The organism is Pseudomonas abyssi (genome assembly GCF_003444685.1).
Lineage (GTDB): Bacteria > Pseudomonadota > Gammaproteobacteria > Pseudomonadales > Pseudomonadaceae > Halopseudomonas > Halopseudomonas abyssi.
In genome coordinates, this window is record NZ_LMAZ01000006.1 from 1 (window position 1) to 21,354 (window position 21,354).

The 21,354-nt window shown below is 60.2% G+C and carries 20 protein-coding genes and 1 pseudogene; 16 read left to right on the forward strand and 5 right to left on the reverse strand.

What is annotated here, in order from left to right:
• Positions 1-456: 456 nt before the first annotated feature.
• From ASB58_RS15660 to ASB58_RS15670, 3 genes are all read left to right on the forward strand, one after another.
• On the forward strand, positions 457-1,467 hold the full coding sequence (locus ASB58_RS15660) for a DUF4917 family protein (RefSeq protein ID WP_181977954.1): 1,011 nt from the start codon (positions 457-459) through the stop codon (positions 1,465-1,467).
• 270 nt (positions 1,468-1,737) lie between these two features.
• The gene (locus ASB58_RS15665; protein ID WP_118131553.1) at positions 1,738-3,555 is read left to right on the forward strand and encodes an AIPR family protein; all 1,818 of its coding nucleotides are present in this window, start codon (positions 1,738-1,740) and stop codon (positions 3,553-3,555) included.
• An 848-nt stretch (positions 3,556-4,403) separates the two neighbouring features.
• Positions 4,404-4,709 (forward strand): hypothetical protein, encoded by a 306-nt coding sequence (locus ASB58_RS15670; protein ID WP_118131554.1) that lies wholly within the window; start codon positions 4,404-4,406, stop codon positions 4,707-4,709.
• 362 nt (positions 4,710-5,071) lie between these two features.
• Here the strand turns inward: ASB58_RS15670 and ASB58_RS15675 are convergent, their stop codons facing one another.
• From ASB58_RS15675 to ASB58_RS15685, 3 genes are read right to left on the reverse strand one after another with little or no spacing between them, the layout of a single operon-like run.
• On the reverse strand, positions 5,072-6,439 hold the full coding sequence (locus tag ASB58_RS15675) for an 8-oxoguanine deaminase (protein ID WP_118131555.1): 1,368 nt from the start codon (positions 6,437-6,439) through the stop codon (positions 5,072-5,074).
• Between the two features lie 47 nt (positions 6,440-6,486).
• Positions 6,487-7,239, reverse strand: coding sequence for an alpha/beta fold hydrolase (locus ASB58_RS15680; protein WP_118131556.1), 753 nt, complete (start codon positions 7,237-7,239; stop codon positions 6,487-6,489).
• Positions 7,232-8,200, reverse strand: coding sequence for an isopenicillin N synthase family dioxygenase (locus ASB58_RS15685; protein WP_118131557.1), 969 nt, complete (start codon positions 8,198-8,200; stop codon positions 7,232-7,234). The genes ASB58_RS15680 and ASB58_RS15685 overlap by 8 nt, the downstream gene beginning before the upstream one ends.
• A gap of 121 nt (positions 8,201-8,321) precedes the next feature.
• On the opposite strand from ASB58_RS15685, the gene wrbA reads away from it, so the two are divergent.
• The 13 genes and pseudogenes from wrbA (at position 8,322) to ASB58_RS15745 (ending at position 19,808) form a co-directional block, all read left to right on the forward strand.
• A complete protein-coding gene (gene wrbA, locus ASB58_RS15690) occupies positions 8,322-8,978 on the forward strand; it encodes an NAD(P)H:quinone oxidoreductase (protein ID WP_118131558.1) in 657 nt (218 codons plus the stop codon).
• Between the two features lie 154 nt (positions 8,979-9,132).
• The gene (gene soxR, locus ASB58_RS15695) at positions 9,133-9,588 is read left to right on the forward strand and encodes a redox-sensitive transcriptional activator SoxR (protein ID WP_118131559.1); all 456 of its coding nucleotides are present in this window, start codon (positions 9,133-9,135) and stop codon (positions 9,586-9,588) included.
• 310 nt (positions 9,589-9,898) lie between these two features.
• Positions 9,899-10,909, forward strand: coding sequence for an ABC transporter substrate-binding protein (locus tag ASB58_RS15700; RefSeq protein ID WP_118131560.1), 1,011 nt, complete (start codon positions 9,899-9,901; stop codon positions 10,907-10,909).
• A 50-nt stretch (positions 10,910-10,959) separates the two neighbouring features.
• Positions 10,960-11,838, forward strand: coding sequence for an ABC transporter ATP-binding protein (locus tag ASB58_RS15705; protein ID WP_118131561.1), 879 nt, complete (start codon positions 10,960-10,962; stop codon positions 11,836-11,838).
• Positions 11,835-12,638 (forward strand): ABC transporter permease, encoded by an 804-nt coding sequence (locus tag ASB58_RS15710; protein ID WP_096005886.1) that lies wholly within the window; start codon positions 11,835-11,837, stop codon positions 12,636-12,638. Before ASB58_RS15705 ends, ASB58_RS15710 begins: the two co-directional genes overlap by 4 nt.
• Position 12,639: 1 nt before the next feature.
• Entirely contained in the window at positions 12,640-13,608 is a 969-nt protein-coding gene (locus tag ASB58_RS15715) for a DMT family transporter (protein ID WP_118131562.1), read from the forward strand.
• 232 nt (positions 13,609-13,840) lie between these two features.
• On the forward strand, positions 13,841-14,836 hold the full coding sequence (locus ASB58_RS15720) for an ABC transporter substrate-binding protein (protein ID WP_118131563.1): 996 nt from the start codon (positions 13,841-13,843) through the stop codon (positions 14,834-14,836).
• Positions 14,837-14,838: 2 nt separating this feature from the next.
• Positions 14,839-15,624 (forward strand): ABC transporter ATP-binding protein, encoded by a 786-nt coding sequence (locus ASB58_RS15725; RefSeq protein ID WP_118131564.1) that lies wholly within the window; start codon positions 14,839-14,841, stop codon positions 15,622-15,624.
• Entirely contained in the window at positions 15,605-16,396 is a 792-nt protein-coding gene (locus ASB58_RS15730) for an ABC transporter permease (RefSeq protein WP_118131565.1), read from the forward strand. The genes ASB58_RS15725 and ASB58_RS15730 overlap by 20 nt, the downstream gene beginning before the upstream one ends.
• Positions 16,397-16,453: 57 nt before the next feature.
• On the forward strand, positions 16,454-16,936 hold the full coding sequence (locus tag ASB58_RS15735) for a nucleoside deaminase (RefSeq protein ID WP_118131566.1): 483 nt from the start codon (positions 16,454-16,456) through the stop codon (positions 16,934-16,936).
• 503 nt (positions 16,937-17,439) lie between these two features.
• Positions 17,440-18,396 (forward strand): annotated as a pseudogene (locus ASB58_RS20605) (HAMP domain-containing protein); the annotation flags it as partial.
• Between the two features lie 126 nt (positions 18,397-18,522).
• Entirely contained in the window at positions 18,523-19,260 is a 738-nt protein-coding gene (locus ASB58_RS20610) for a methyl-accepting chemotaxis protein (protein ID WP_456239132.1), read from the forward strand.
• 155 nt (positions 19,261-19,415) lie between these two features.
• On the forward strand, positions 19,416-19,808 hold the full coding sequence (locus ASB58_RS15745; protein ID WP_118131568.1) for a globin: 393 nt from the start codon (positions 19,416-19,418) through the stop codon (positions 19,806-19,808).
• Here ASB58_RS15745 and ASB58_RS15750 read toward each other — a convergent pair.
• The gene (locus ASB58_RS15750) at positions 19,802-20,092 is read right to left on the reverse strand and encodes a hypothetical protein (RefSeq protein ID WP_147336846.1); all 291 of its coding nucleotides are present in this window, start codon (positions 20,090-20,092) and stop codon (positions 19,802-19,804) included. The two genes, ASB58_RS15745 and ASB58_RS15750, sit on opposite strands and share 7 nt — an antisense overlap.
• Positions 20,093-20,343: 251 nt before the next feature.
• Positions 20,344-21,315 carry an AraC family transcriptional regulator gene (locus ASB58_RS15755; protein ID WP_118131570.1) on the reverse strand — a complete coding sequence of 324 codons (972 nt, stop codon included), beginning with the start codon at positions 21,313-21,315 and terminating at the stop codon, positions 20,344-20,346.
• Positions 21,316-21,354: the final 39 nt, after the last annotated feature.

Below are 21,354 nucleotides of genomic sequence, written 5' to 3' on the forward strand. Positions count from 1 at the left end.
GCTGCGCTCCTCAGACAACCTACGCTTCTTTTTCCCGATAAACCTGCGCTACTCGCCCGCGTAAACGGGACTTGGGTCCGTGCATTCGCCACGTCCGCAGTTGCGCGGCAAGGCCGCGCTACTTAAGCGAGCCTTTAACCTATTCAGGGTTGGCAAACGCGCCGGGTGGTAGCACTATCAAATCACCGCACTTCTCGCGGCCCCATTGGGAGGCATGGATGCTACATAGACTCGACACATTTCACCTCGAATACCCGACAGCGTCATCACCTGTGCGCGAGCCCACAATGTCGACCAACGGAACATTAAGCCGCACGCGGTTTAACGTTCGGCACTCGCGCGAGGAGGTCGCTAATCCATTGAAATATAAGAGAATATGAGATCGCTGCATCGGGCGCTATGACGCGTATTAAAGTTAGCGCGATCTAATCACTGTTATGTCTTCAGGAGAGTCGGTTGTTTGAATTTAAAATTTTAAACTTTGAAAACGAGCTCAATAGATCTGATAGCAAGAGTATTATCATTGGTAACGGTTTTGGTATTTCATTTGATCAAGCTTTTGGCTCAAAGTGCTTTAGCTGGAATAACTTACTTGAGCTTTGTGAGATCGAAGAAGGCTCGCCTTTATATTCTCTGCTTCAGGAGTGCAATCTAGACTTTGAGCTGGCTCACCAAAAATTGAATAATGCTATAGATGTTTTTGTTAAATATGGTGAGGATGAGAATAAGATTCGTTTTTACCAACAACAAGTAGAGATACTAAGAGAGCAGTTGGTTCTCGCTGTTTCAGCGTCGCATCCAAATAGTTTTGCAAATGCCACCCCCGAAATGTGTGCAAAAATTGAGAGCGGTCGTAGATTTTTGAGGCAATTCGATGAAATATACTCTTTAAACTATGACTTGTTGCTTTATTGGCTTCGGTGTTACAAAAAACCATACATAGGAACTGACTCTTTCTGCAATTCAAATGAGCATGACGATCTTGTTTTTAGCCCCGATGACAACTCCAATTTTTTATTTCCTCATGGAGCTTTATTCCTAAACAGAAATGGAATCTCTGCTACTAAAGTAAGAAGCTCTCAATATGATCCTATTCTGGCTGTAGTAGAGAGAAATATTGAAAATGGTGTGTTCCCAATCACTGTTTCTGAAGGGACGGGGAAGCAAAAACGAGAAGTAATACGGGGGAATAAATATTTGAGCTACTGCTATGATCGGATTCAAAAAGTAGAAGGAAGTGTTTTTACTTTTGGATGCTCATTTCTGTGCGGTAAAGATGAGCATATAATCCAGCAATTGCTAAGAAGCCCAGCTGAAAGAATAGTAATTGGTGAATATGCTCCAGACAGAGCCAGGGCAATACAGTTACTTAATGAATTTGAACAAGTTCAAAAGAAACAAGGGCATAGGCGACAAATTCCAGTTTTTATTGCAGATACTTCGGACATAGGGATATGGAAAACATAACAATCGCAGGCACAGCGACGTCTTTTCCGTTGCGGCTGCGCCTGCACTACAGAGTCGCGCGTGCTGCGGGCGTTAGGCAGTTCGCAAGATGCAAGTTGACACAGATCTGTAGCAATAATGAAAGTAAAGTTTAAAATTAGGAGCTGGCCGAAATTGCGTTGATGCTCCGTGGTTATAGATTCTGTAAGTTATATAGTGATTCTTTCTTCTCTCGACTTAAGTCGATGAGACTGAGAGGAGCTAAAAACCCTTGATGAATATTGGATATTTATGAGCCTTAGAATTCTCCTAGACGATCAGATTGACAAGCTGTTTTCGGATAACCCAGAGCTGAAAACAGTAAACAAAAATCGTTTCGAGATTGCAGTTGCCGCGTTTGCCAATCTAAAGCATCTTAATGGATTAGAGCTAGATGATTTGGTTGACGGAATACTTGGTGATGGTGGTGATGAAGGTATTGATCATTGCTATGTTTTTTGCAATGGGTTGCTCGTCGCTGATGAGAATCATCCAATCAATAAAGACAGTCATATAAAAGTAAAGTTCATGCAGTCCAAAAAGGAGGCGGGGTTTTCAACTGATGGGTTCAGGAAGTGCAAGGAAGGTATAGAGGAGATATTCGATCTAGAGATTGACGTGCATACGCTGAGTAAGATTGGCGCAAATTCTGATTTCATTGAGAAAGCTGACCTTATCAGAAAGATATATAGAAAAGCGGCTCTTGCAAAAGCCAAGTTTAGTTGTGAAATATTCTATGCAACAATAGCGAGTGATCTTAATGTTCCTCAAAAAATCAATCACTTGGTTACTGAGCTGAAAGATAACAAATTAAAAATCCCTATGGATGTTACCTTTTTAGGCGCACAAGAGTTACTAACCCTAACTGAATTGCATGAAGAAAACATAGAGGTTAATTTTATATCGCAGCCGCTAGAAATTAAGGAGAGGGACGTAGTTACAAGTGGCTATTCGGGGTTCGTTTCCGGAAATGATTTGGTCGAATGCCTCATTGATGAAAATGGTATTTTTAAAAGTCATCTGACCGAAGGAAATGTAAGGTATTTTTTGGGGGAAGACACGCAGATCAATAGCTCGATTATAGAAACAGCAAAAAGTAGTAGCAAATCTGAGATTTTCTGGGCAATGAATAATGGGTTAACCATAATTGGAGAGTCAGTCGTTCCTCTCGGCAGTAACCAATATTCGGTTACTAACCCACAGATAGTAAATGGGTGCCAAACTATTCATTGCTTATATGATGCATATAAGGAGTTAGAAACTCTGCCAAAGCCACTAAAGGTTTTTGTAAAAATCGTCAATTCCGGCGACCTAGAGGTTCAAACAGATATCATAAGCGCCACTAATTCTCAAAACCCGGTAAAGACTGCGAGCTTAAAGGCAAACGACAATATCCAGAGAAATATAGAAAAACATCTCATAAAATCAGGGATGTACTATGAGCGGAGAGAAAATTACTATAAGCGACAGGGGTACACAGGAAATAAAGTGGTTGGTTTGCTTAAAATGGCACAGATCGTTAATACTGTTGTCAATAAGGAGGCAATAATTTCCCTGAATGATACAGTTTCACTTTTCTCCACTGAAGCGAAGTACAAAACAATTTTTTGCGACTCCGCAGACTTTGATATATATAGATTCTCAGTTTCCTTGTATCAGAAAGTATGGTCGCTTAAAAATTCTGATTTAAGAACCAATGTTTATGACGAGCAAAGTAAAAGTTTGATTTCGAAGGGTGGACTTTTGTTTCTACACGCGATTAGTAGTTTGATTTTATCCCAAGCAACTTATGGGAAAGAAGGTTTTAGGACATCATTGACAGGATCAATAGATATATCATTGCCCGCCCGAAAGAATGAGTTTGTAAAAAGAAAAGAGAGTGCATTTAAAATCCTTGACGATGATGGCGAGCTGAAAGCTTTATACGATAAATCAAGAAAAATAATATTTGATGCCATAGACAGTTATGCGACTACGACAGGAAAGGAAAAGGCGTCTGTTTTTAAGTATCGAGCGTTTGATAGAGAATATCTCAAACCAGCACTCGTTAGCTCGATTCAGGATGATTGAGAAACCATGGCAGACGTGATTGAGAAGATTCTTTGGTGAGCGCTGGCAGCGTAGCTGGATGGCAAACCGAAAGATGCTCCTAATGGTGCTGGCGAGTGTGATCTGCTGATCTGAATTTTCTATCGCGGGTTTTGTAAGTTCTGTTGTTGGTATGGTTGCTATCGCCATCGTAGCATGTTCTGAAGTGTCACATGCCTAACCAGGGGCTGCAGCGGACCGCTTTTCCGGCGCGGTGCGCCTCCAAATCGGCCGCTGAGCCCAGGCGTTAATGCGAAAACGGCACCGAGATAATTGGCGCCACTGAAATGCCCAGGCTGTTTTAGCCGCCAAAGTACATAACCAATGCACGGACCCCGGGTCCCCGTTTACGCGGGCGAGTAGCGCAGGGCTGGCGGGAAATAGGACGGCAGCATGTCTGAGGCTCGAAGAGCCGAGTTCTGCCGGCACCTCGCCGGCCACCCCCGCAAGCCCGAGCAACGCAGCGAACCCGAAGGGCCGCGTAGCCGGGGTGGCCTAGGGGGTGCAGGGGGAAATGGCCATGCATTTCCCCTGCTCGCCGTGAAGGCGAAAGAGTGACGTGAAGAATCAGCGCAGCCGCTCGTGAAAGCACGAATACAGGACGCAGAGCGTCCAAACCGGCATTCCCACGCAGAGCGCGGGAACGATCAACACTCTGCGCTGATCAGAGAACACAAATAACGGCGAAGCCGCAGCCAGCAGGCATCACCCGGCAGAGGAACGATAGCCTCCAGCCTGCTCGCCATCAGGCCGAAAGGCTGACCATGCCACCCCGCCGCAGTGCAGGCAGAACGCAGAACGCCCAAACCAACAACAGGCCACCTGATCACATGGAACAACAGCTGTTTCTACTCATCAGTTTTGCGCTCTTGATAACACCAGTCCTGCTCACACGCTGGCGCTGGTTCTGGATATTTTCGGGCGCGCTCGGCATACCAATGGCCCTTGCGTGGACGCAGCATTTCTACGCCGTATCCAGGCCGGAGAACACAGGGTCGCCCGGCGCTGCGCTTGGGCTGGCCTTTTTGTTGGTGCCCACGGTGGCACTCGCGCTGGGCATGTTCTTGCGCTATCTCCGCTGGATTGTCGAGGTGCTGATCAGCGAGCACAAAGCACGGCGAAGCAGCGGCCAGTAGGCAGATACGATCACGATAGCCGCCTTTCCCGCGTAGGCAGCAACCCAGTGAGGCGTCCAGCCCGCATGGATCCTCGCCTGCGCGAGGATGACGAGTGTGGGTGGAGGTCGCCCGGGGCTGACGCCGGGCTGGGCATCAGCCATCTGGTTAGAACAGCTGCGCATCTCCATAGCTGTCATTCCCGCGAAGGCGGCAACCCAGTGACGCATCCTGCCCGTATGGATCCTCGCCTGCGCGAGGACGGCGAGTACGGGGTGCAGGCCGCCAGGGTTGGCACGCTCGCGCGTCAAACCCGTAGCCCCGCCCGCGCGGGGATAACGAGTGTGGGTGTCGTTACACGTGAGGGAACGGCCGCGCTGCCCCTATTTCCCCAATACCAGCTCCCTTGCCAACGCATTGTGCTCTTCGATAATCAGCGGCAGTTCCCGCGTCAGCAGCACGCCATCTTCAATCACCTGACGGCCATTGATGATGCTGTGGGCGACGCGTTGCGGGGTGCAGAAGACGAGGGCGGCGATGGGGTCGATGAGGGCGCCGGCCATGGCGATGTCGTCGGTGCGGAAGGCGATGATGTCGGCACAGTAGCCGGGCTGGATGCGGCCCAGCATATCGGCACGGCCGAGCACGTCGGCGCCGCCGCGGGTGGCGATGTAGAGGGCTTCGCGGGCGCTCATGGCGGTCGGGTTTTCATCGCGTACGCGGGCCGAGAGCATGGCCTGGCGGGCTTCATCGAGCAGGTTGTTGGTGTCGTTGGAGGCGCTGCCGTCCACGCCCAGGCCGACCTTGACCCCGGCGTCGCGCATCTTGCGGATCGGGGCGATGCCGGAGGCCAGGCGCATGTTGGAGCAGGGGCAGTGGGCGACGCCGGTGCCGGTGCGGGCGAACAGGGCAATGCCCGGGTCGTCCAGATGCACGCAGTGGGCGTGCCAGACGTCATGTCCGACCCAGCCGACCGATTCGGTGTATTCGGTCGGGGTCATGCCGTAGCGCTCCTTGCTGAAGGCAAGGTCCTTGGCGTTTTCGGCGGTGTGGGTGTGCAGGCCAACGCCGTAGGAGCGCGCCAGTGCAGCACCTTCGCGCATCAGGTCGGTGGTCACGGTAAAGGGTGAGCAGGGGCCGAGGGCGACCTTGATCATGGCGTCGGGCGTGGCGTCGTGCAGCTCTTCCACCACGCGCTGCATCTCCTTGAGGATGGCATCTTCATCCTGCTCGACCAGTGCATCCGGCGGCAGCCCGCCCTTGCTCTGGCCCAGACTCATGGCGCCGCGCACGGCGTGAAAGCGCATGCCCATTTCCTGCGCGGCCTGCACGCTGTCGTCCAGCCGCGTGCCGTTGACGTAGAGGTAGGCGTGGTCGGCGGCGGTGGTGCAGCCCGACAGCATCAGCTCGGCCATCGCGGTGCGGGTGGCGGCGCGCTGCATGGCCGGGGTGATGTTCTGCCAGACCGGGAACAGTGCGGTCAGCCAGTCGAACAGCTCGGCATTCTGGGCAGCGGGCAGGGCGCGGGTGAGTGACTGGAACATGTGATGGTGGGTGTTGATCAGGCCGGGGATCAGCACGTGGCCGGTCATGTCGATGACCTTATCGGCGGTGGCCGGCAGCTCGCTGGCGGGGCCAACCGCTTCGACGCGGTTGCCGCGAATAAAGACTGAACCGTTGGCAATTTCGCGTTGTTCGTCATCCAGGGTGGCGATGACCAGCGCGTTTTTCAAAAGCAGGGTTGAAGACATGCAATGCTCCTGGACAGGGCGGCGACCTTGGCCACCCTACTGTTGATTCAATTGGCAAACGCCAGCAGCGCCGCGGCCACCGCCGCCGTCTGCACGACCTGCGGTACATGCCCACAGGGCAGGCTGACGACCTGTGCGCCCGGCACCAGCGCTTGCATCTTGCGCTGCGCGGCGAGCACCACGGAGCGGTCCTCTGTGGCCTCTACATACAGCCGTGGCAGACGGCCAAAACGCTCTGCGGTCCAGTTGGCGACCAGCGCGCGGGTGCCTTCGGGCTGGCTGCAGAAGCGCTGCGCTGCGGCCATGGCCTGGTGGCGCGGCAGATCCTGCAGGAAGATTTCGCACACCGCCTCCGGCGGCACTGTCGAGGATTGGCGATCCTCCGCCCAGTGTAGATGGGGCCAGATGCCGACGGCTTCCGGATGGTTCTGTATCAACTCGGTGGTCAGCTCGGCAAAGCCCAAGCCTGAAGGCAGCATCATGCCCGCCAGATAGGCCACGCCCGCCACGCGCTCGGCGAGCATCTCGCCCGCTTGAGTGACGATCACCCCGCCGCCGGAATGGCCGACCAGCAGCAGCGGGCCTTCGATCTCGGCGCAGGCGGCGGCGATATGCTCCATGCAGCCGGCCATGCTGATGTCTTCGGCTGCGGCCGGATGCTGCGGATTGCCCGGCATGTCGAGCGCCAGCACGCGATGGCCGGCGGCTTCGAGTTCCGGTTTGAGGGCATCCCATACCCAGCTGCCGGCCCAGGCGCCGTGGATCAATACAAAGGTCGGCTTGTTCTCTGGCTCAGGCATAGGTCCTCCGGTACATCTCCTGCAGATGCGCCTCGACCGTGGTCACCGGATAACGCGGCGCATCGCCCGGCTGCAGGCAGACCGGCAGGCAGCGCACTTCATGGTCGGGGTTGCCGCTGTAGAAGAAGGGCACCGAGTAGCGCTCGGCACCGGAGGTGTTGACCACCCGATGCAACGTCGAGCGATAGCGATCGTTGGTCCAGCGGGCAATCATGTCGCCGAGGTTGACCACGAAGGTGCCGGGGATCGGGTTGGCGTCAATCCAGCGCTCGCCCGCGGCATCCCAGACCTGCAGGCCGGGCTTGTCGTCGAGCAGTAGCACGGTGATGCCGCCAAAGTCGGTGTGCGCGCCGCAGCCCTTTTCACCGGGCTGTGGGTTGCCGGGTTGAGGCGGGTAGTGCAGCAGGCGCAGGGTACACAGCGGCGACTCGCAAAAATCGGCAAAGAAGTCTTCCGGCAGGTTCAGCGACAACGCCAGCGCGGCCATGATCCGGGCGCTGAGTTCGGTCATTGCAGCGTAATACTGCTCCATCGCCGGGCGAAAGGCCGAGACGCTCTGCGGCCACTGGTTGGGTCCGGTGTTGAAGCGGGTCAGTGCCCGTACGTCATCGGCGGCCACCTCCTCGCCGATATAAAAACCTTCCTTCAAGTCCGGCGGCGCACCGGCCTCCAGCGTCTGGCCGCGCAGCGGCTCGTAGCCCCGGTTGGCCTTGGACTGGGCCTTGTCGACCGCCAGCTTGTCGACCATCGGCAGCTCAAAGAACTGCTTTGATGCTCTGAATACCTGCTCGATCAGCGCCGGCTCGATGCCATGGCCGCTGACGTAGAAAAACCCGCTGTGCTCGCAGGCGTCGCGCAGGGTCGCGGCCATCGCCACCTTGGCCTGTGCGCTGCCGCCCGACATCGGGCTGATATCGATTACCGGCAGATTGGCAGTCGCTGCACCATACTGCTCTGTCATTTCGTTCTCCTGGGGGATGGAAAATCAACTTGTCCATCTGGTCAGGTATTCATATTGCATGCCAAGGCGTACAGCACGGCTAAACCGACTTTGTAAATCAGGCTTTCAGGAGCACGCTTTTATGTCCGCATCACGTATTACCATCGTTGTCGATTCGCGCTACGGCACCACCCTTACCCTGGCCAAAGCCATCGCCGAAGGCGCTGCCAGCGAGGGTGCCGAGGTGCGCCTGTGCCGGGTTGCGCTGTCCGAGCCCGAGTTCAGCGTGGACACCGAGCGCGCTGATTTCATTGCCGCGCAAACCGAATACCGGTCGTTACCGCAGGCCCGCATGGCGGACCTGGAATGGGCCGGCGGCATCATCTGGGGCTCGCCGACCCGCTACGGGCTGATGAGCACCCCGCTGCGCGCCTTTATCGACGAGGTCGCGCCACTGTGGCGCCAGGGCGCGCTGATCGGCAAGGTGGGCGCGGCCTTCACCTCCACCGGCGGCATGCACTCGGGCAACGAGATGACCCTGCTCAACCTGCTGCTGCCGTTCCTGCAGCACGGCATGATCCTCGCGGGCGTACCGCACAGCGTGCCGGAGCTGGTGCACACCCGCAGCGGCGGCTCGCCCTACGGCGCCTCTGCGGTCACCGGCTTCAATGGCACCCTCGGCGTGGACGACGGCGAGCAGGCGATTGCCCGCGCCCTAGGCGCGCGCGTTGCGCGTCTGGCGGGGCAGGTGATCCCTGAGCCGGCATCGGTCGATCTGGCTGCCGGACAATCGCACTAAGCCTGCAGCGGCGACCCAATGCGGTGCGAAAACAGCGCCGCAGCGGGCCTAGCGCTACAAAGCTGTGCAGCAGGTCAGTTTTTACCGGCCATGCGGACTTGCCTGCACAGCGGCGTGCGCTTATAAACACCTCAGGTTTTCTTGAGGTTTTGTTATGGCCAAGTCTCCTCCTGTCCAGCGCATTCTGACCATCGGCGAGGTCAGCCGTCGCAGCGGCCTGCCGGCCTCCACCCTGCACTTCTACGAGTCCGTCGGACTGATCACCAGTACCCGCTCCGCCGGCAACCAGCGGCGCTACGTATCCGGCGTGCTGCGTTACCTCTCGATCATCAGGGTCGCCCAGCGCGTGGGCATACCGCTGGAGGAGGTGCGCGCGACTATCGGCCCGTTTCGGCCCGGCATAAAACCCTCTTCCCGACTCTGGAAAGAGGCTGGCGAGCGCTGGCGCGCCAATCTGGACGAGCGCATCACACAGCTGCAGCGCCTGCGTGACGAACTGACCGGCTGCATCGGTTGTGGCTGCCTGTCGCTGGACGACTGCCCGCTGCGCAACCCGAATGACGTGATGGCCAATCAAGGCCCCGGCGCACATATCCTCGAACGCCCCTGAGACCACCCGCAGCCTGCCCCCCTCCCCAGTGACCCGCCCGCGGCGCAAGTCAGGCTAGCGTATCCAGATGAGCACCGGCGTCGCGCGCCTTGGCGCAGAGGTGATTGGCCGCCGCGTTGACGCCAGCTGCGCTGCGCATGTGCATTTGGGGTGCAGCTGTGCCTGCAAAAGGCGCAATGCGGTGCACGATTTTTGCTGACCAACTGATCAGGAAATGTAAAACCGGGCCTTTCGAGCATGTGGCACGGCGCTTGCTGTCCTTCAAATGTTGAATAAATGGTCAGCTATCACCGAATCGAAGGAGCACCACATGCGCCACCCCCGCAAGAACCTGAAGTCGTCTGCACTGCTCGGCATGGCCGGCGCAGTCCTTGCTGGCAGCCTGTCCAGCCCCCTGATGGCAGCCGAGCTGGACGAGGTGGTGTTCGGCACCAACTGGTACGCCCAGGCCGAGCACGGCGGTTTTTACCAGGCCAAGGCCACCGGTCTGTATGAAAAGTACGGTCTGGACGTCTCCATTGAAATGGGCGGCCCGCAGGTCAACGGCATGCAGCTGCTGGTCTCCGGCAAGCGCGACTTCTCCATGGGCTACGCCGTCGGCGCCGTCAAGGCAGTAGAGCAGGGCATGCCGGTCACAACCGTGGCCGCCGCCTTCCAGGGCGACCCGCAGGCACTGATCGCGCACCCGCACATCACCTCGCTGGAACAAATCAAGGAAGAAGGTCTGCCGGTCTACATCGCTGCTTTTGCCAACACCACCTTCTGGCCCTGGCTGAAGTCCAAGTACGGCTACACCGATGACATGATCCGCCCCTATACCTTCAGTGTCGCGCCCTTCCTGGCCGACAAGGACATCGTGCAGCAGGGCTATCTGTCGTCCGAACCCTTCGCCATGGAGAAGGCCGGCATTCAGCCGTCCGTATTCCTGCTGGCGGACTACGGCTACCCGGCCTACGCCACCACCATCGAGACCACTGACGAGCTGATCGAAGAGAACCCCGACCTGGTGCGCCGCTTCGTACAGGCCAGCATGGAAGGCTGGGCCAGCTACTTCAAGGACCCGGCACCGGGCAACGCGCTGATCAAGGAAGCCAACCCGGAAATGACCGACGAGCAGATCGCCTACGGCATCGCCAAGATGCAGGAATACGGTCTGGTGACCGGCGGCGACGCGGCCACCCGCGGTATCGGCGTGATGACCGACGCACGCTGGGCGAAGATTCACGAGTTCATGCTGGAAGCCGGCCTGGTTGATGCCAGCCTGGATATCCACGATGTGTACAGCCTGGATTACCTGCCGACCGAACCCGTTCTGCCCTGATTAACCGACCAGCCGGCGGCCTGCTTGCGGGCCGCCGCGGGAGATACCCCATGACACGCTCCAAAGTGACGCCGCTCAAGGCCACGCCGGTCGATGACAGCGCCGCCGAGCTGGCGCACACCGACAGCAACGGCAACCCGCGCCCTGTGTTGCAGGTTGAAGGCGTCAACAAGATCTATTCCAACGGCACTGTCGCGCTCAAGGGCGCGGACCTGACCGTCCGCCAGGGCGAGTTCGTCAGCCTGCTCGGCCCCTCCGGCTGCGGCAAGAGCACCCTGCTGCGCATCATGGCCGGCCTGGGTGACGTGACCACCGGCACCGTCAAGTTCTGGGAGCAGGGCTATGACGTGGTTGGCGACAAGGGCCGCAAGCTGGCCTTCGTGTTTCAGAACGCGACCCTGATGCCCTGGGCAAGGGTGCGCAAGAATGTGCGCCTGCCGCTGGATCTGGAACACCAGCGCGGGCCTGAGGTAGAAACCAAGATCGACGACGCACTGGAGATGGTCGGCCTCAAGGGTTTTGACCATGCCTTCCCGCGCGAGCTGTCCGGCGGCATGCAGATGCGCGCCTCGATTGCCCGCGCCATGGTCACCGAGCCCAACCTGCTGCTGATGGACGAACCCTTCGGCGCGCTCGATGAGATGACCCGCAACAAGCTCAACGACGATGTGCTCAAGCTGTGGCAGAAGAACGGCTGGACCATCGTGTTCGTGACCCACAGCGTCTACGAAGCGGTCTACCTGTCCAGCCGCGTGGTGGTGATGGCTGCGCGTCCGGGCCGCATCGTCGACGATATCAGCATCGATCAACCCTTCCCGCGCAACGCCGACTTCCGTGTCTCGACCGAGTTTGCCGGCTACTGCCGCCAGGTCTCGCAGGCGCTGGAACGTGCCAGCGCCATGGGCCAGCCACAGGAGGTCAAGGCATGAGCGCGCCGCTGATCCAGAACGAGAACTTCGTCAAAGTCGCCGCGCCTCTGGGCGTCGGCATCCTGTTCCTGCTGTTCTGGGAAATTGCCGTCCAGGCGCTGGAGATGCCCAAGTACATCCTGCCGGGACCGGTCGAGATCTTCAAAGCCCTGATCGACGGCTGGCAGCCGCTGCTGGGGGCGCTGTACATCACGTTGAAAGTGACCTTCCTGGCCTTTGCCATCGCGGTGGTACTGGGCGTGGCCGCCTCCTTGCTGTTTGTGCAGAGCAAGTGGATCGAGATGAGCCTGTTCCCCTACGCGGTGCTGATGCAGGTGACGCCGGTGGTGGCGATTGCCCCGCTGATCATCATCTGGGTGGATGACACCACCTGGGCGCTGACGGTGTGTGCGGTGATCATCGCCATCTTCCCGATCATCTCCAATACCACCCTGGGCCTGCGCAGCGTCGACCCGAACCTGCTGAGCATGTTCCGCATGTACCGCACCAGCCGCTGGCAGGAGCTGGTCCGCCTGCGTATCCCGGGGGCGCTGCCGTACTTCTTCGGTGGCCTGCGCATCAGCTCGGGGCTGGCGCTGATCGGTGCGGTGGTGGCCGAGTTCGTCGCCGGCACCGGCGGGGCCAAGGCCGGGCTGGCCTACATGATCCTGCAATCGGGCTACAACCTGCAGATTCCGCGCATGTTTGCCGCCCTGCTGCTGATTACCCTGACCGGTATCGCGCTGTTCGCCCTGATGGTCTGGCTGTCCAATCGCGCCCTGCACAACTGGCACGAAAGCGCCCTCGAAGTGGAGCACTGAGGTGGCCCGGAACGCGACCGCCGGCAGCACCGGCGGTCACACTTACGCCTTCCGGCTGGGCTATCTGCTGCTGTGCTTCAATGCCCTCGGCTGGGGGCTGAACTTTCCGATCCTCAAGCTTGGGCTGGCCAACAGCCCGCCACTGCTGTTCACCTGCATGCGCATGGCGCTGGGCACGCTGGCGATGTTCATCATCGCCGCCGTGCTCGGCGTGCTGCGCCTGCCACGGCGCGCAGATGTACCGGTGCTGCTGTCCGTCGGCATTATGCAAAACATGGCCTTCATTACCCTGGTCACCCTCGGCGTGCAGTATTTGCCGGCGGGACGGGCGGCGATTCTGGCCTACACCACGCCGATCTGGGTGGTGCCGGCAGCGGCGCTGTTTCTCGGGGAACGCTTTACCCTGCCGCGCGCCATCGGCGTTGGCCTGGGGCTGGCCGGCCTGCTGACCGTGTTCAATCCGTTGAGCATCGACTGGTCCGACCACGATGTGTTCATCGGCGGCGGGCTGATCATGCTGGGCACCATTCTCTGGACCGCCGGGCTGGTGCACGTACGTCGGCACCATTGGCACGGCGACGTGCTGTCGCTGATCCCCTGGCAGCTGCTGACCTCGGTGCTGGCGTTGCTGCCACTGGCGCTGCTGCTGGAGAGCCCGAGCCGGATCGACTGGGAACCGAGCTTTGTCTGGATGCTGGTGTTCAGCGGCGCGATTGCCTCCGGCATCTGTGTGGCCGCGCAGGTCGCGGCGATTCGCTCGCTGCCGGCGGTCAGCCTGTCGCTCAGCTCGGCCTCGGTACCGTCGGTCGGCATGCTGTCGGCCGCCTGGTTTCTGGGTGAAGTGCCAACGCCGAGCGACCTCGCCGGCTTTGCCCTGATCGCCCTGGGCATTCTGGTGGTCGGTCTCGCCGATCGACGCCAGGCTCTGCGCAATCGCACCACGGCAGCCGGCGGCGCGCCTGTCGGCTGAGACAACGCACGACTCTGGTTCACACCGCACCAAAAACGAGCGGCGCTCTGGTCAGGAATTCAGAGACGCCGCCGCCAGTACATAGCCGTCCCCGCCAAGGCCCTGAAAACAGGGGGCTTTTAGCCAATTTTCAACATTTTGGAAAACTGGCCCGCAACTTGCTCAACATAAACAAAACCTGCCCAACTGGTCAGGATAAAAAAGCCAAGCACATCACTCTGGAGAATGACTCATGTTGAAAAAAGCGTCCGGCGTACTGGCGATGGTCATCGCCATGTCTGCCAGCGGGTTCGCCGCTGCAGCCGACAAGGTTACCTACCAACTGGACTGGCTGCCGGGGGGCGACAAGGCTCCGGTCTACGCCGGTATTCAGCAAGGCTTCTTTGCTGACGAAGGCCTGGAAGTCACCGTTGCCAGCGGCCGTGGTTCCACCGACGCCATCACCAAGATCGCCACCGGCCAGGCGGATATCGGCAGCGCCGACATCGGCGCTCTGATGGCCGCCCGCGCGCAGGATACCGTGCCGGTCAGCGCCGTCTACATGATCTTCAACCAGGGCCCGCACGCCTTCTTCGCGCTGTCCGACAGCGGTATCAACAGCTTTGCCGACATCGCCGGCAAGAAGGTCGCCACCTCGCCGTTCACCTCCTCCAACGCCTTCCTGCCGCTGGTACTGGAAGCCAACAACATGCCCACCGATTCGGTCAGCCTGACCAAGTCCGATCCGGGCGCCCTGGGCCCGATGCTGGTCACCGGCAACACCGAGGCGATCATCGCCTGGGTCACCAACATTGCGCTGTTCAAGCAGCAAGCTGCTGCTGCCGGCAAGGACATCAACGTGATCCGCTGGTCTGACGCCGGCCTGTCGCTGTACAGCTCCGCCGTTGTTGCTGCAGACAAGTTCCTGACCGAGCGTCCGGATGTCGCCGAGCGCTTTATGCGCGCCTACGACAAGTCCCTGCGCTTCACCCACGAGCATCCGGAACTGGCCGCGGCTGACCTGCACACCATGGTGCCGGAAGTGGACGCCGCGGTCGCCACCGCGCAGATCGGCGACTCCATGCCGCTGACCTTCAACGAGATCACCGAGGCCGACGGCCTGGGCACCATGACACCCGAGCGTCTTGCCACCACCTGGGAGTGGGTCGCCCGCGCCAACGAGCTGAGTGTTGACTCACTGGACCCGGAAACCATCGTCAATCGCGACTTCATGCCGGAAGCGGAGTAACCATGGAGCACACTAGCGAACGCGCTTTCGTGCGGATGACCGGCGTCGGGCATCGTTACGATCCCACGCCTGGCAGTCCGATGGCGGTGCAAGGCATCGACCTCGACATCCATCGCCACGAGTTTGTGGCGGTGGTCGGCCCCTCCGGCTGCGGCAAGTCCACCTTGCTGCGCATGGTCTCGGGCCTGCTGATTCCAAGCGACGGCGAGGTCAGCGTTTTCGGCAAGCAGGTAAACGGCCCCCGTGACGACGTTGGCATCGTGTTTCAAAAGCCGACCCTGCTGCCGTGGCTGACCGTTCGCAAGAATGTGCTGTTTCCGCTCAAGCATAAATTTGGCCGTTACGGCGCCGCTGATGAAAAGCGCGCCGACGAACTGCTGGCCATGGCAGGGCTTGAAGCCTTTGCCGAAAAAATGCCGGACGAGCTGTCCGGCGGCATGCAGCAGCGGGTCGGCATTGTCCGCGCCCTGCTGCTCAACCCCGATATTCTGCTGATGGACGAACCGTTCTCGGCACTGGACGCCATGACCCGTGAGCAGATCGGCTTCGATCTGCTGAAAATATGGGACGAAAATCCGAAAACCGTGCTGTTTATCACCCACTCGATCTCCGAGGCGGTGCTGCTCGCCGACCGCGTACTGGTGATGAGCAAACGCCCGGGCAGCGTGCTGGATCTGATCGAAGTGGATCTGCCCCGCCCGCGCAGCGCGGACACCATCAAGCAACCCCGTTTCAGTGAGCTGACTGACCGCATAAGGAAACACATCTATGAGCCAGAAGCCCACTGACGCCGCAGCGCGTCGCGCGCTGCTGCTGAACCTGTCGCCGTGGCTGTTCTTTGTCGGCCTGATCCTGCTCTGGGAGCTGGTCTGCCGCGTGTTCGAGCTGCCGACCTACGTGCTGCCGGCACCGAGCGAGATCGGCAAGGCGTTCTTCGACGTCGAGTTCAGCCGCTGGATGATGCACCTGTGGGCGACCCTGCGGGTGGCGCTGATGGGCTTTGCCCTGTCCATCGTGATCAGCATTCCGCTGGCGATTGCGATGATGCGCTCGGAGTTTCTCTCCCGCACCCTGTACCCGATGCTGGTGGTGGTGCAGTCCACCCCGGTAGTTGCGGTAGCGCCGCTGATCATCGTGATGATGGGCTCGGACGACCCGTCGCGGGTGCTGATCACCTGCCTGCTGACCTTCTTCCCGCTGGTGGTCTCGACCGCCACCGGGATCAACGAGACGCCGGCCGAGCTGATCGAGCTGAGCCGTTCGCTGGACGCACCGACCCGCCGCGAAACCTGGCAGATCCGTATTCCTTACGCGATCCCTCACATCTTCAGCGGTCTCAAGGTGGCGATCACCCTCGCGATCATCGGCGCGGTGGTAGCGGAGTTCGTCGCCGCCGAAGAAGGGCTCGGTTACTTCATCCAGTTCTCGACCTCGTTCTTCAAGATTCCGCAGGCCTTTGCCGGCCTGTTCTTCCTCGCCATTGTCAGCCTGCTGCTGTTCAAGTCGGTGCAGTGGACCCAACAGATCTTCTTCGCCTGGAGCCTGCCGAAGAAGAAGTGATAACAGCCGGCGGTGCCTGCGCCGCCGGCCTTCAAGATACAAGCAAGGACACCCCCCGTGAGTCATACCGAACGCGATATTCATTTTCTGCGTGAAAGCTTCCGCCTGGCCATCGATGCCGGCAAGCAGGGCATCCACCCGTTCGCGGCCATTCTGGTCGACGCCGACGGCAACGTGCTGATGGAGCAGTTGAACGCCTTTCTGCCCGATCACGACATGACCGGTCACGCCGAACGGGTGCTGATGACCCGTGCCAACACCACCTACAGCCCCGAGGTGCTGGCCGGCTGCACCATGTACACCAGCGCCGAACCCTGCGCCATGTGCTCCGGCGCGGTGTACTGGGCCGGCGTGGGCCGGGTGGTCTACGGCGCCAGTGAAAAGCGCCTCAAGGACATGACCGGCAACCACCCGGAAAACCCGACGCTGGATCTGCCTTGCCGCACGGTATTCGAGTCCGGTCAGCGCCACGTCGAGGTGATCGGACCGCTGCTGGAAGAAGAATCCATCCGCGTGCACGAGGACTTCTGGAAAGACTGATTATCGGGGCTGCAGGCGACTCGCCCGGCTCATCTGCCACCGCAGCCCCTCTACCTCCCCCTGACCGTTGCCCCTCCGCAGGCCTAGGGAAGCACTGATCAATTCCACATGCCCTCTGGCGTTCAGGCTGGGCTGCAATCAAGGCGTGGTTTCGAAGGCATGTCTGGACCTGTCGAGAAATCACAACGCAGAGTGCGGCCAAGCCTGAACGCCCCGTAGGGCGAGCGCTCAAGCATGCATCTACTGCGTTGCGCTGCTTGCCAATAGAACCACTATTGGCCGCACATCGCGCCTTGCATCTGCATGCTTGAGCACTCGCAGAGGGCGTGTGGAATTGATCAGTGCTTCCCTAGCACCTGCGGCGACGGTCAGGCTTTGTCGAGAGTAAGCCTGTGACCCTTTGGAAACGCAGTATTCAATGGCAGCTGATCATCAGTATGGGCGCCGCGCTGGGCGTCACCACCCTGATTGTCGTGCTGATCTATTCCTCGGTGCTACGCCAGATGACCGAGCGCTATCTGATCAAGCAGGCATTGCCGGCGCAGGTCAGCGCCATTCGCAACGATCTGGAGCGCACCCTGGCCGGCCCCATCTCAGCCACCGAGGCCATCGCCGGCAACAGCCTGGTGCAGGACTGGCTCGCTTACGGAGAGAATCCGATCCGCATGAGCGCCTTCGCCCGCTATCTGGATGGCGTCAAGCAGCAGCAAAATGCACTCACCACCAGCATCGCCGTGCTGGAAAGCGGCAACTTCTACTCCGAGCAGGGCCAGATTCGGGTAATGAGTCGCGACAACCCGGCAGACAGCTGGTTTTACAACCTGGTCGACAGCGGCGCCGACCAGGTGGCTTCCATCGACACCGACAAGGCGTCCGGTCTGCCGACGCTGTTCATCAATCAACGCATCGCCCTCAAGGACAAGACCCTTGGCGTCGCCGGGCTGGGCTACAGCCTGCAGAGCCTGTCGGAGCTGATCGGCGGCTTTCAGTTTGGTGAGCGCGGCGTGGTCTTTCTGATCGGAGCCGATCAGCAGGTCAAGGTACACCCCAACGCCGGCTTCAATGACAACCGCAGCCTGAGTGACCTGACCAGCGCCGAGGCGGCCAACGCACTGACCGCAGGCGGCAGCGGGCCGGTGCGTTTTCAGCGTGATGACGAAGCCTGGCTGGCCAGTGCCCAACCGCTGCAGCGCCTCGGCCTGACCCTGGTCAGCCTGGTGCCGGAGGATGAAATCTACGCCGAGGCCCGCGCCGCGCTGCTGCGCACCAGCCTGATCGCTGGCGCCGTCGGCCTGCTGGCACTGGCGCTGATGGCGCTGCTGGTACGCGGCCTGGTGCAACCACTGCGCCGGGTGTCGCAAGCACTCGGCGCCATCTCGGCCGGAGGCGGTGATCTGAACGCCCGGCTGGACGACAACCGTGCAGACGAACTGGGTGATCTGGCCCGCGGCTTCAACGCCTTCGTCGCCAGCCAGCGGCAGTTGATCAGCGACGTGCTGAAGACCAGCCGTCAGCTGAGCAGCGCCGTCACCCAGGTAGCCCAGGTGATCGACAACACCGCCGAACGCGCCGGCCGTCAGCACGAGATGACCGATCTGGTTGCCACCGCCGCCCATGAGATGGGGCTGACCGTGCAGGAGATCGCGCGCAACGCCAACAGCGCCGCGCACAGCTCCAGTGCCGCACACGCCGAGGCCGGCGAGGGCAGAACGGTGGTCGGCCGGTCGGTCGAGGCCATCGAGCGCATGTCGGCCGACATCGGCCGCGCCGCGGACTCGGTGACCGAACTGGCCGAGCAGGTGACCTCCATAGACCGGGTGCTGACGGTGATTCGCAGCGTCTCCGAACAGACCAACCTGCTGGCGTTGAATGCCGCCATCGAGGCGGCGCGCGCCGGCGAATCGGGCCGTGGCTTCGCCGTGGTCGCCGACGAAGTCCGCACCCTGGCCAGCCGCACTCAGGCCTCGACCGACGAAATCCAGCAGATGATCGAGTCGCTCAAGAGCCGTGCCGAACAGGCCGTCAGCGCCATGCGCGCCGGGCAGGACGCGACCGTCAGTGGCGTCGAGGCCAGCCGCGCGGCGGGCGAGTCGCTACAGACCATTGCCGGGCAGGTGGAGCAGATCAGCGACATCAACCATCAGGTCGCTACCGCCACCGAGGAGCAATCGAGCGTCACCGAAGAGGTCACCCGCAACGCGCAGGGCATCGCCGATCTGGCCCACGCCACTGCCAATGAAGTGCGCGACTGCCAGGCCAATTGTCAGGCACTGGCCAACCTGGCTGCCGACTTGAGCCGCCAGATGGAGCGCTTTCAACTTTAGGCGTATTGACGAGTGCGTCAGGGCGCGGGTTAGAGCGGTCGGACTACAACCCGCGTCCTAGAGCGGCGCGCGGGCACATGGCCAGCAGCGAGCAGGGCGCCAGAACCTGATACACTCTGCGCCCCGCGTCACCCTGGTGCACTGAGGATACCGCCATGAACGCCCCCGACATCGTCATGCAGAGCTACGGTCGCTGCTGCGCCTCAAAGACCTTTTTTGACGACTTCTATCAGGACTTCCTGCAGAGCTCGCCCGAGGTGCGCGCCAAGTTCACCAACACCGACATGCCCGCGCAAAAGCTGCTGCTGCGCCAGGGTATCCTTAATCTGGTGCTGTTCTCGCGCGGACTGCCACCCACCAAACTGCAGGCGCTGGCCAAATCGCACTCGCGGGAAAAGCTCGATATCCAGCCGCACCTGTACACCTTCTGGGTTGATGCGCTGATCCGCACGGTCGAGCGCCACGACAAGCAGGCTGCGGCCGAGACCAGCCGCGCCTGGCGTGAGGTGCTAAGCAAGGGTATCGAGGTGATTCAGGCGGGTTACTGAGCTGGCGCGACCGCCACCAGCAACAGCCGATACCCCCGACCCACCCCGCGCGGGCTGACCACGTCGCCCGCTCGCGCCGCCAGCAGCCGGGCCCCCAAGGGCGAGAAAATCGACACCTCGTCGCGTCGCAGACGTCGCTCTGTCAAACGCAGCCGCACCAGCTCCTGCGTCTGCAAATCCAGCAACTCCAGCACGCTGCCCAGACCGGCGCGCTCGCACCCCGCCTCACGCGCCAGCAGCTCCAGCTTGCCAATAACACTGGCCAGCTCGTGCGGCCCAATCATCCAACTGTCCGCAGCACCGCGCAAACGCGGTCCTGCCCCGACCATGGCGAACACCATACTCGACGTCTCCAACAACAGAAAAAGGGGATAGACAGACAGGCCGGGAACGGACGAACCGCCCCGGCTTAGATCAGGAAGGCAACAACAGGGGTGCTGACAACGAAGAGCACGCGCACGACTCCGGCAGAATCACAAAGACCGTCCCACCATACGCCAGCAAAAATTAAAGGCAAGCCGGACGACAACAGTGGTTACAGACCTGCCTTGTAACGCGCCGGCGTCTCGCCCTGCCAGCGCCGGAACGCACGGACAAAGGCGTTCTCGTCGGAGAAGCCCAGCTGCTCGGCAATCTGCGCCACGCTCAGGCGGCCCTGCTGCAAGGCCTGACAGGCCATCTCCTGCAGCACCGATTCGCGCAGGGTCTTGAACGACAGCCCTTCCTCGCCCAGCTTGCGATTGAGGTGGCGGCCGCTCAGACCCAACTGCTCGGCAATCCGCTCCTTGCCCCAGCGCGGCTGACTGCGCACCTGCGCCTGCACCTCGGCGGCCAGGCTGTGCTGGCCGAGGCTGGCGAGGGTCTGGTCGGCGAGTTGGCGCAGGTGGTCGCGCAGGGCACTGTTGGCTTGAATCTGCGGCAGCTCAAGCTGATCGGCAGAAAAGGTGATGCGATTGCAGCCGGCCTCGAAGTGCAGCGGGCAATCGATCAACGCGCGGTAGTCGTCCAGCGGCGCCAGCGGGGCGTGGGCGAGCCAGATACCGCTCGGGGTGAATCGGCCGCCGGTTGCCCAGCGCGTGAGATTCAGTTGGCCGGCCAACACCGCCTCGACCCGTTCGGCCTGCCGCACAGCCAGGTGCGGCTGGTAATCGATGGCGGCCTGATCACCGTCCTGCAGCAGTTGGAAGTCACCGCCGGCGCCGATCAGGGGCGCATACTCGACCTGCTCGGCGAGCGCTTCACCGAGGGTCTCACAGGTCACCAGCAACATGCCGGCACTGTCCAGATGGCCGACCTGGATGTCCAGCCCCAGCCGCAGACCGGCCAGCGGGTCGGCAGCCAGCTCGCAGTAGCACTCCCACAGCTCATCCTGCACCGCCAGCGGGATACGCTCGTTACCCTGCAACCGCGCGACCAGCTCGGCGGGCAGGGTAATACCCTGGCGCTGGGCGGACTGCAGCAGGGCCTGGGCGTAGAGGGGCGTAACGCTGTGATCGACACTCGACATGGCTTGAATTGCCGGATTCCTGTCCCGTTTTGTCCGATA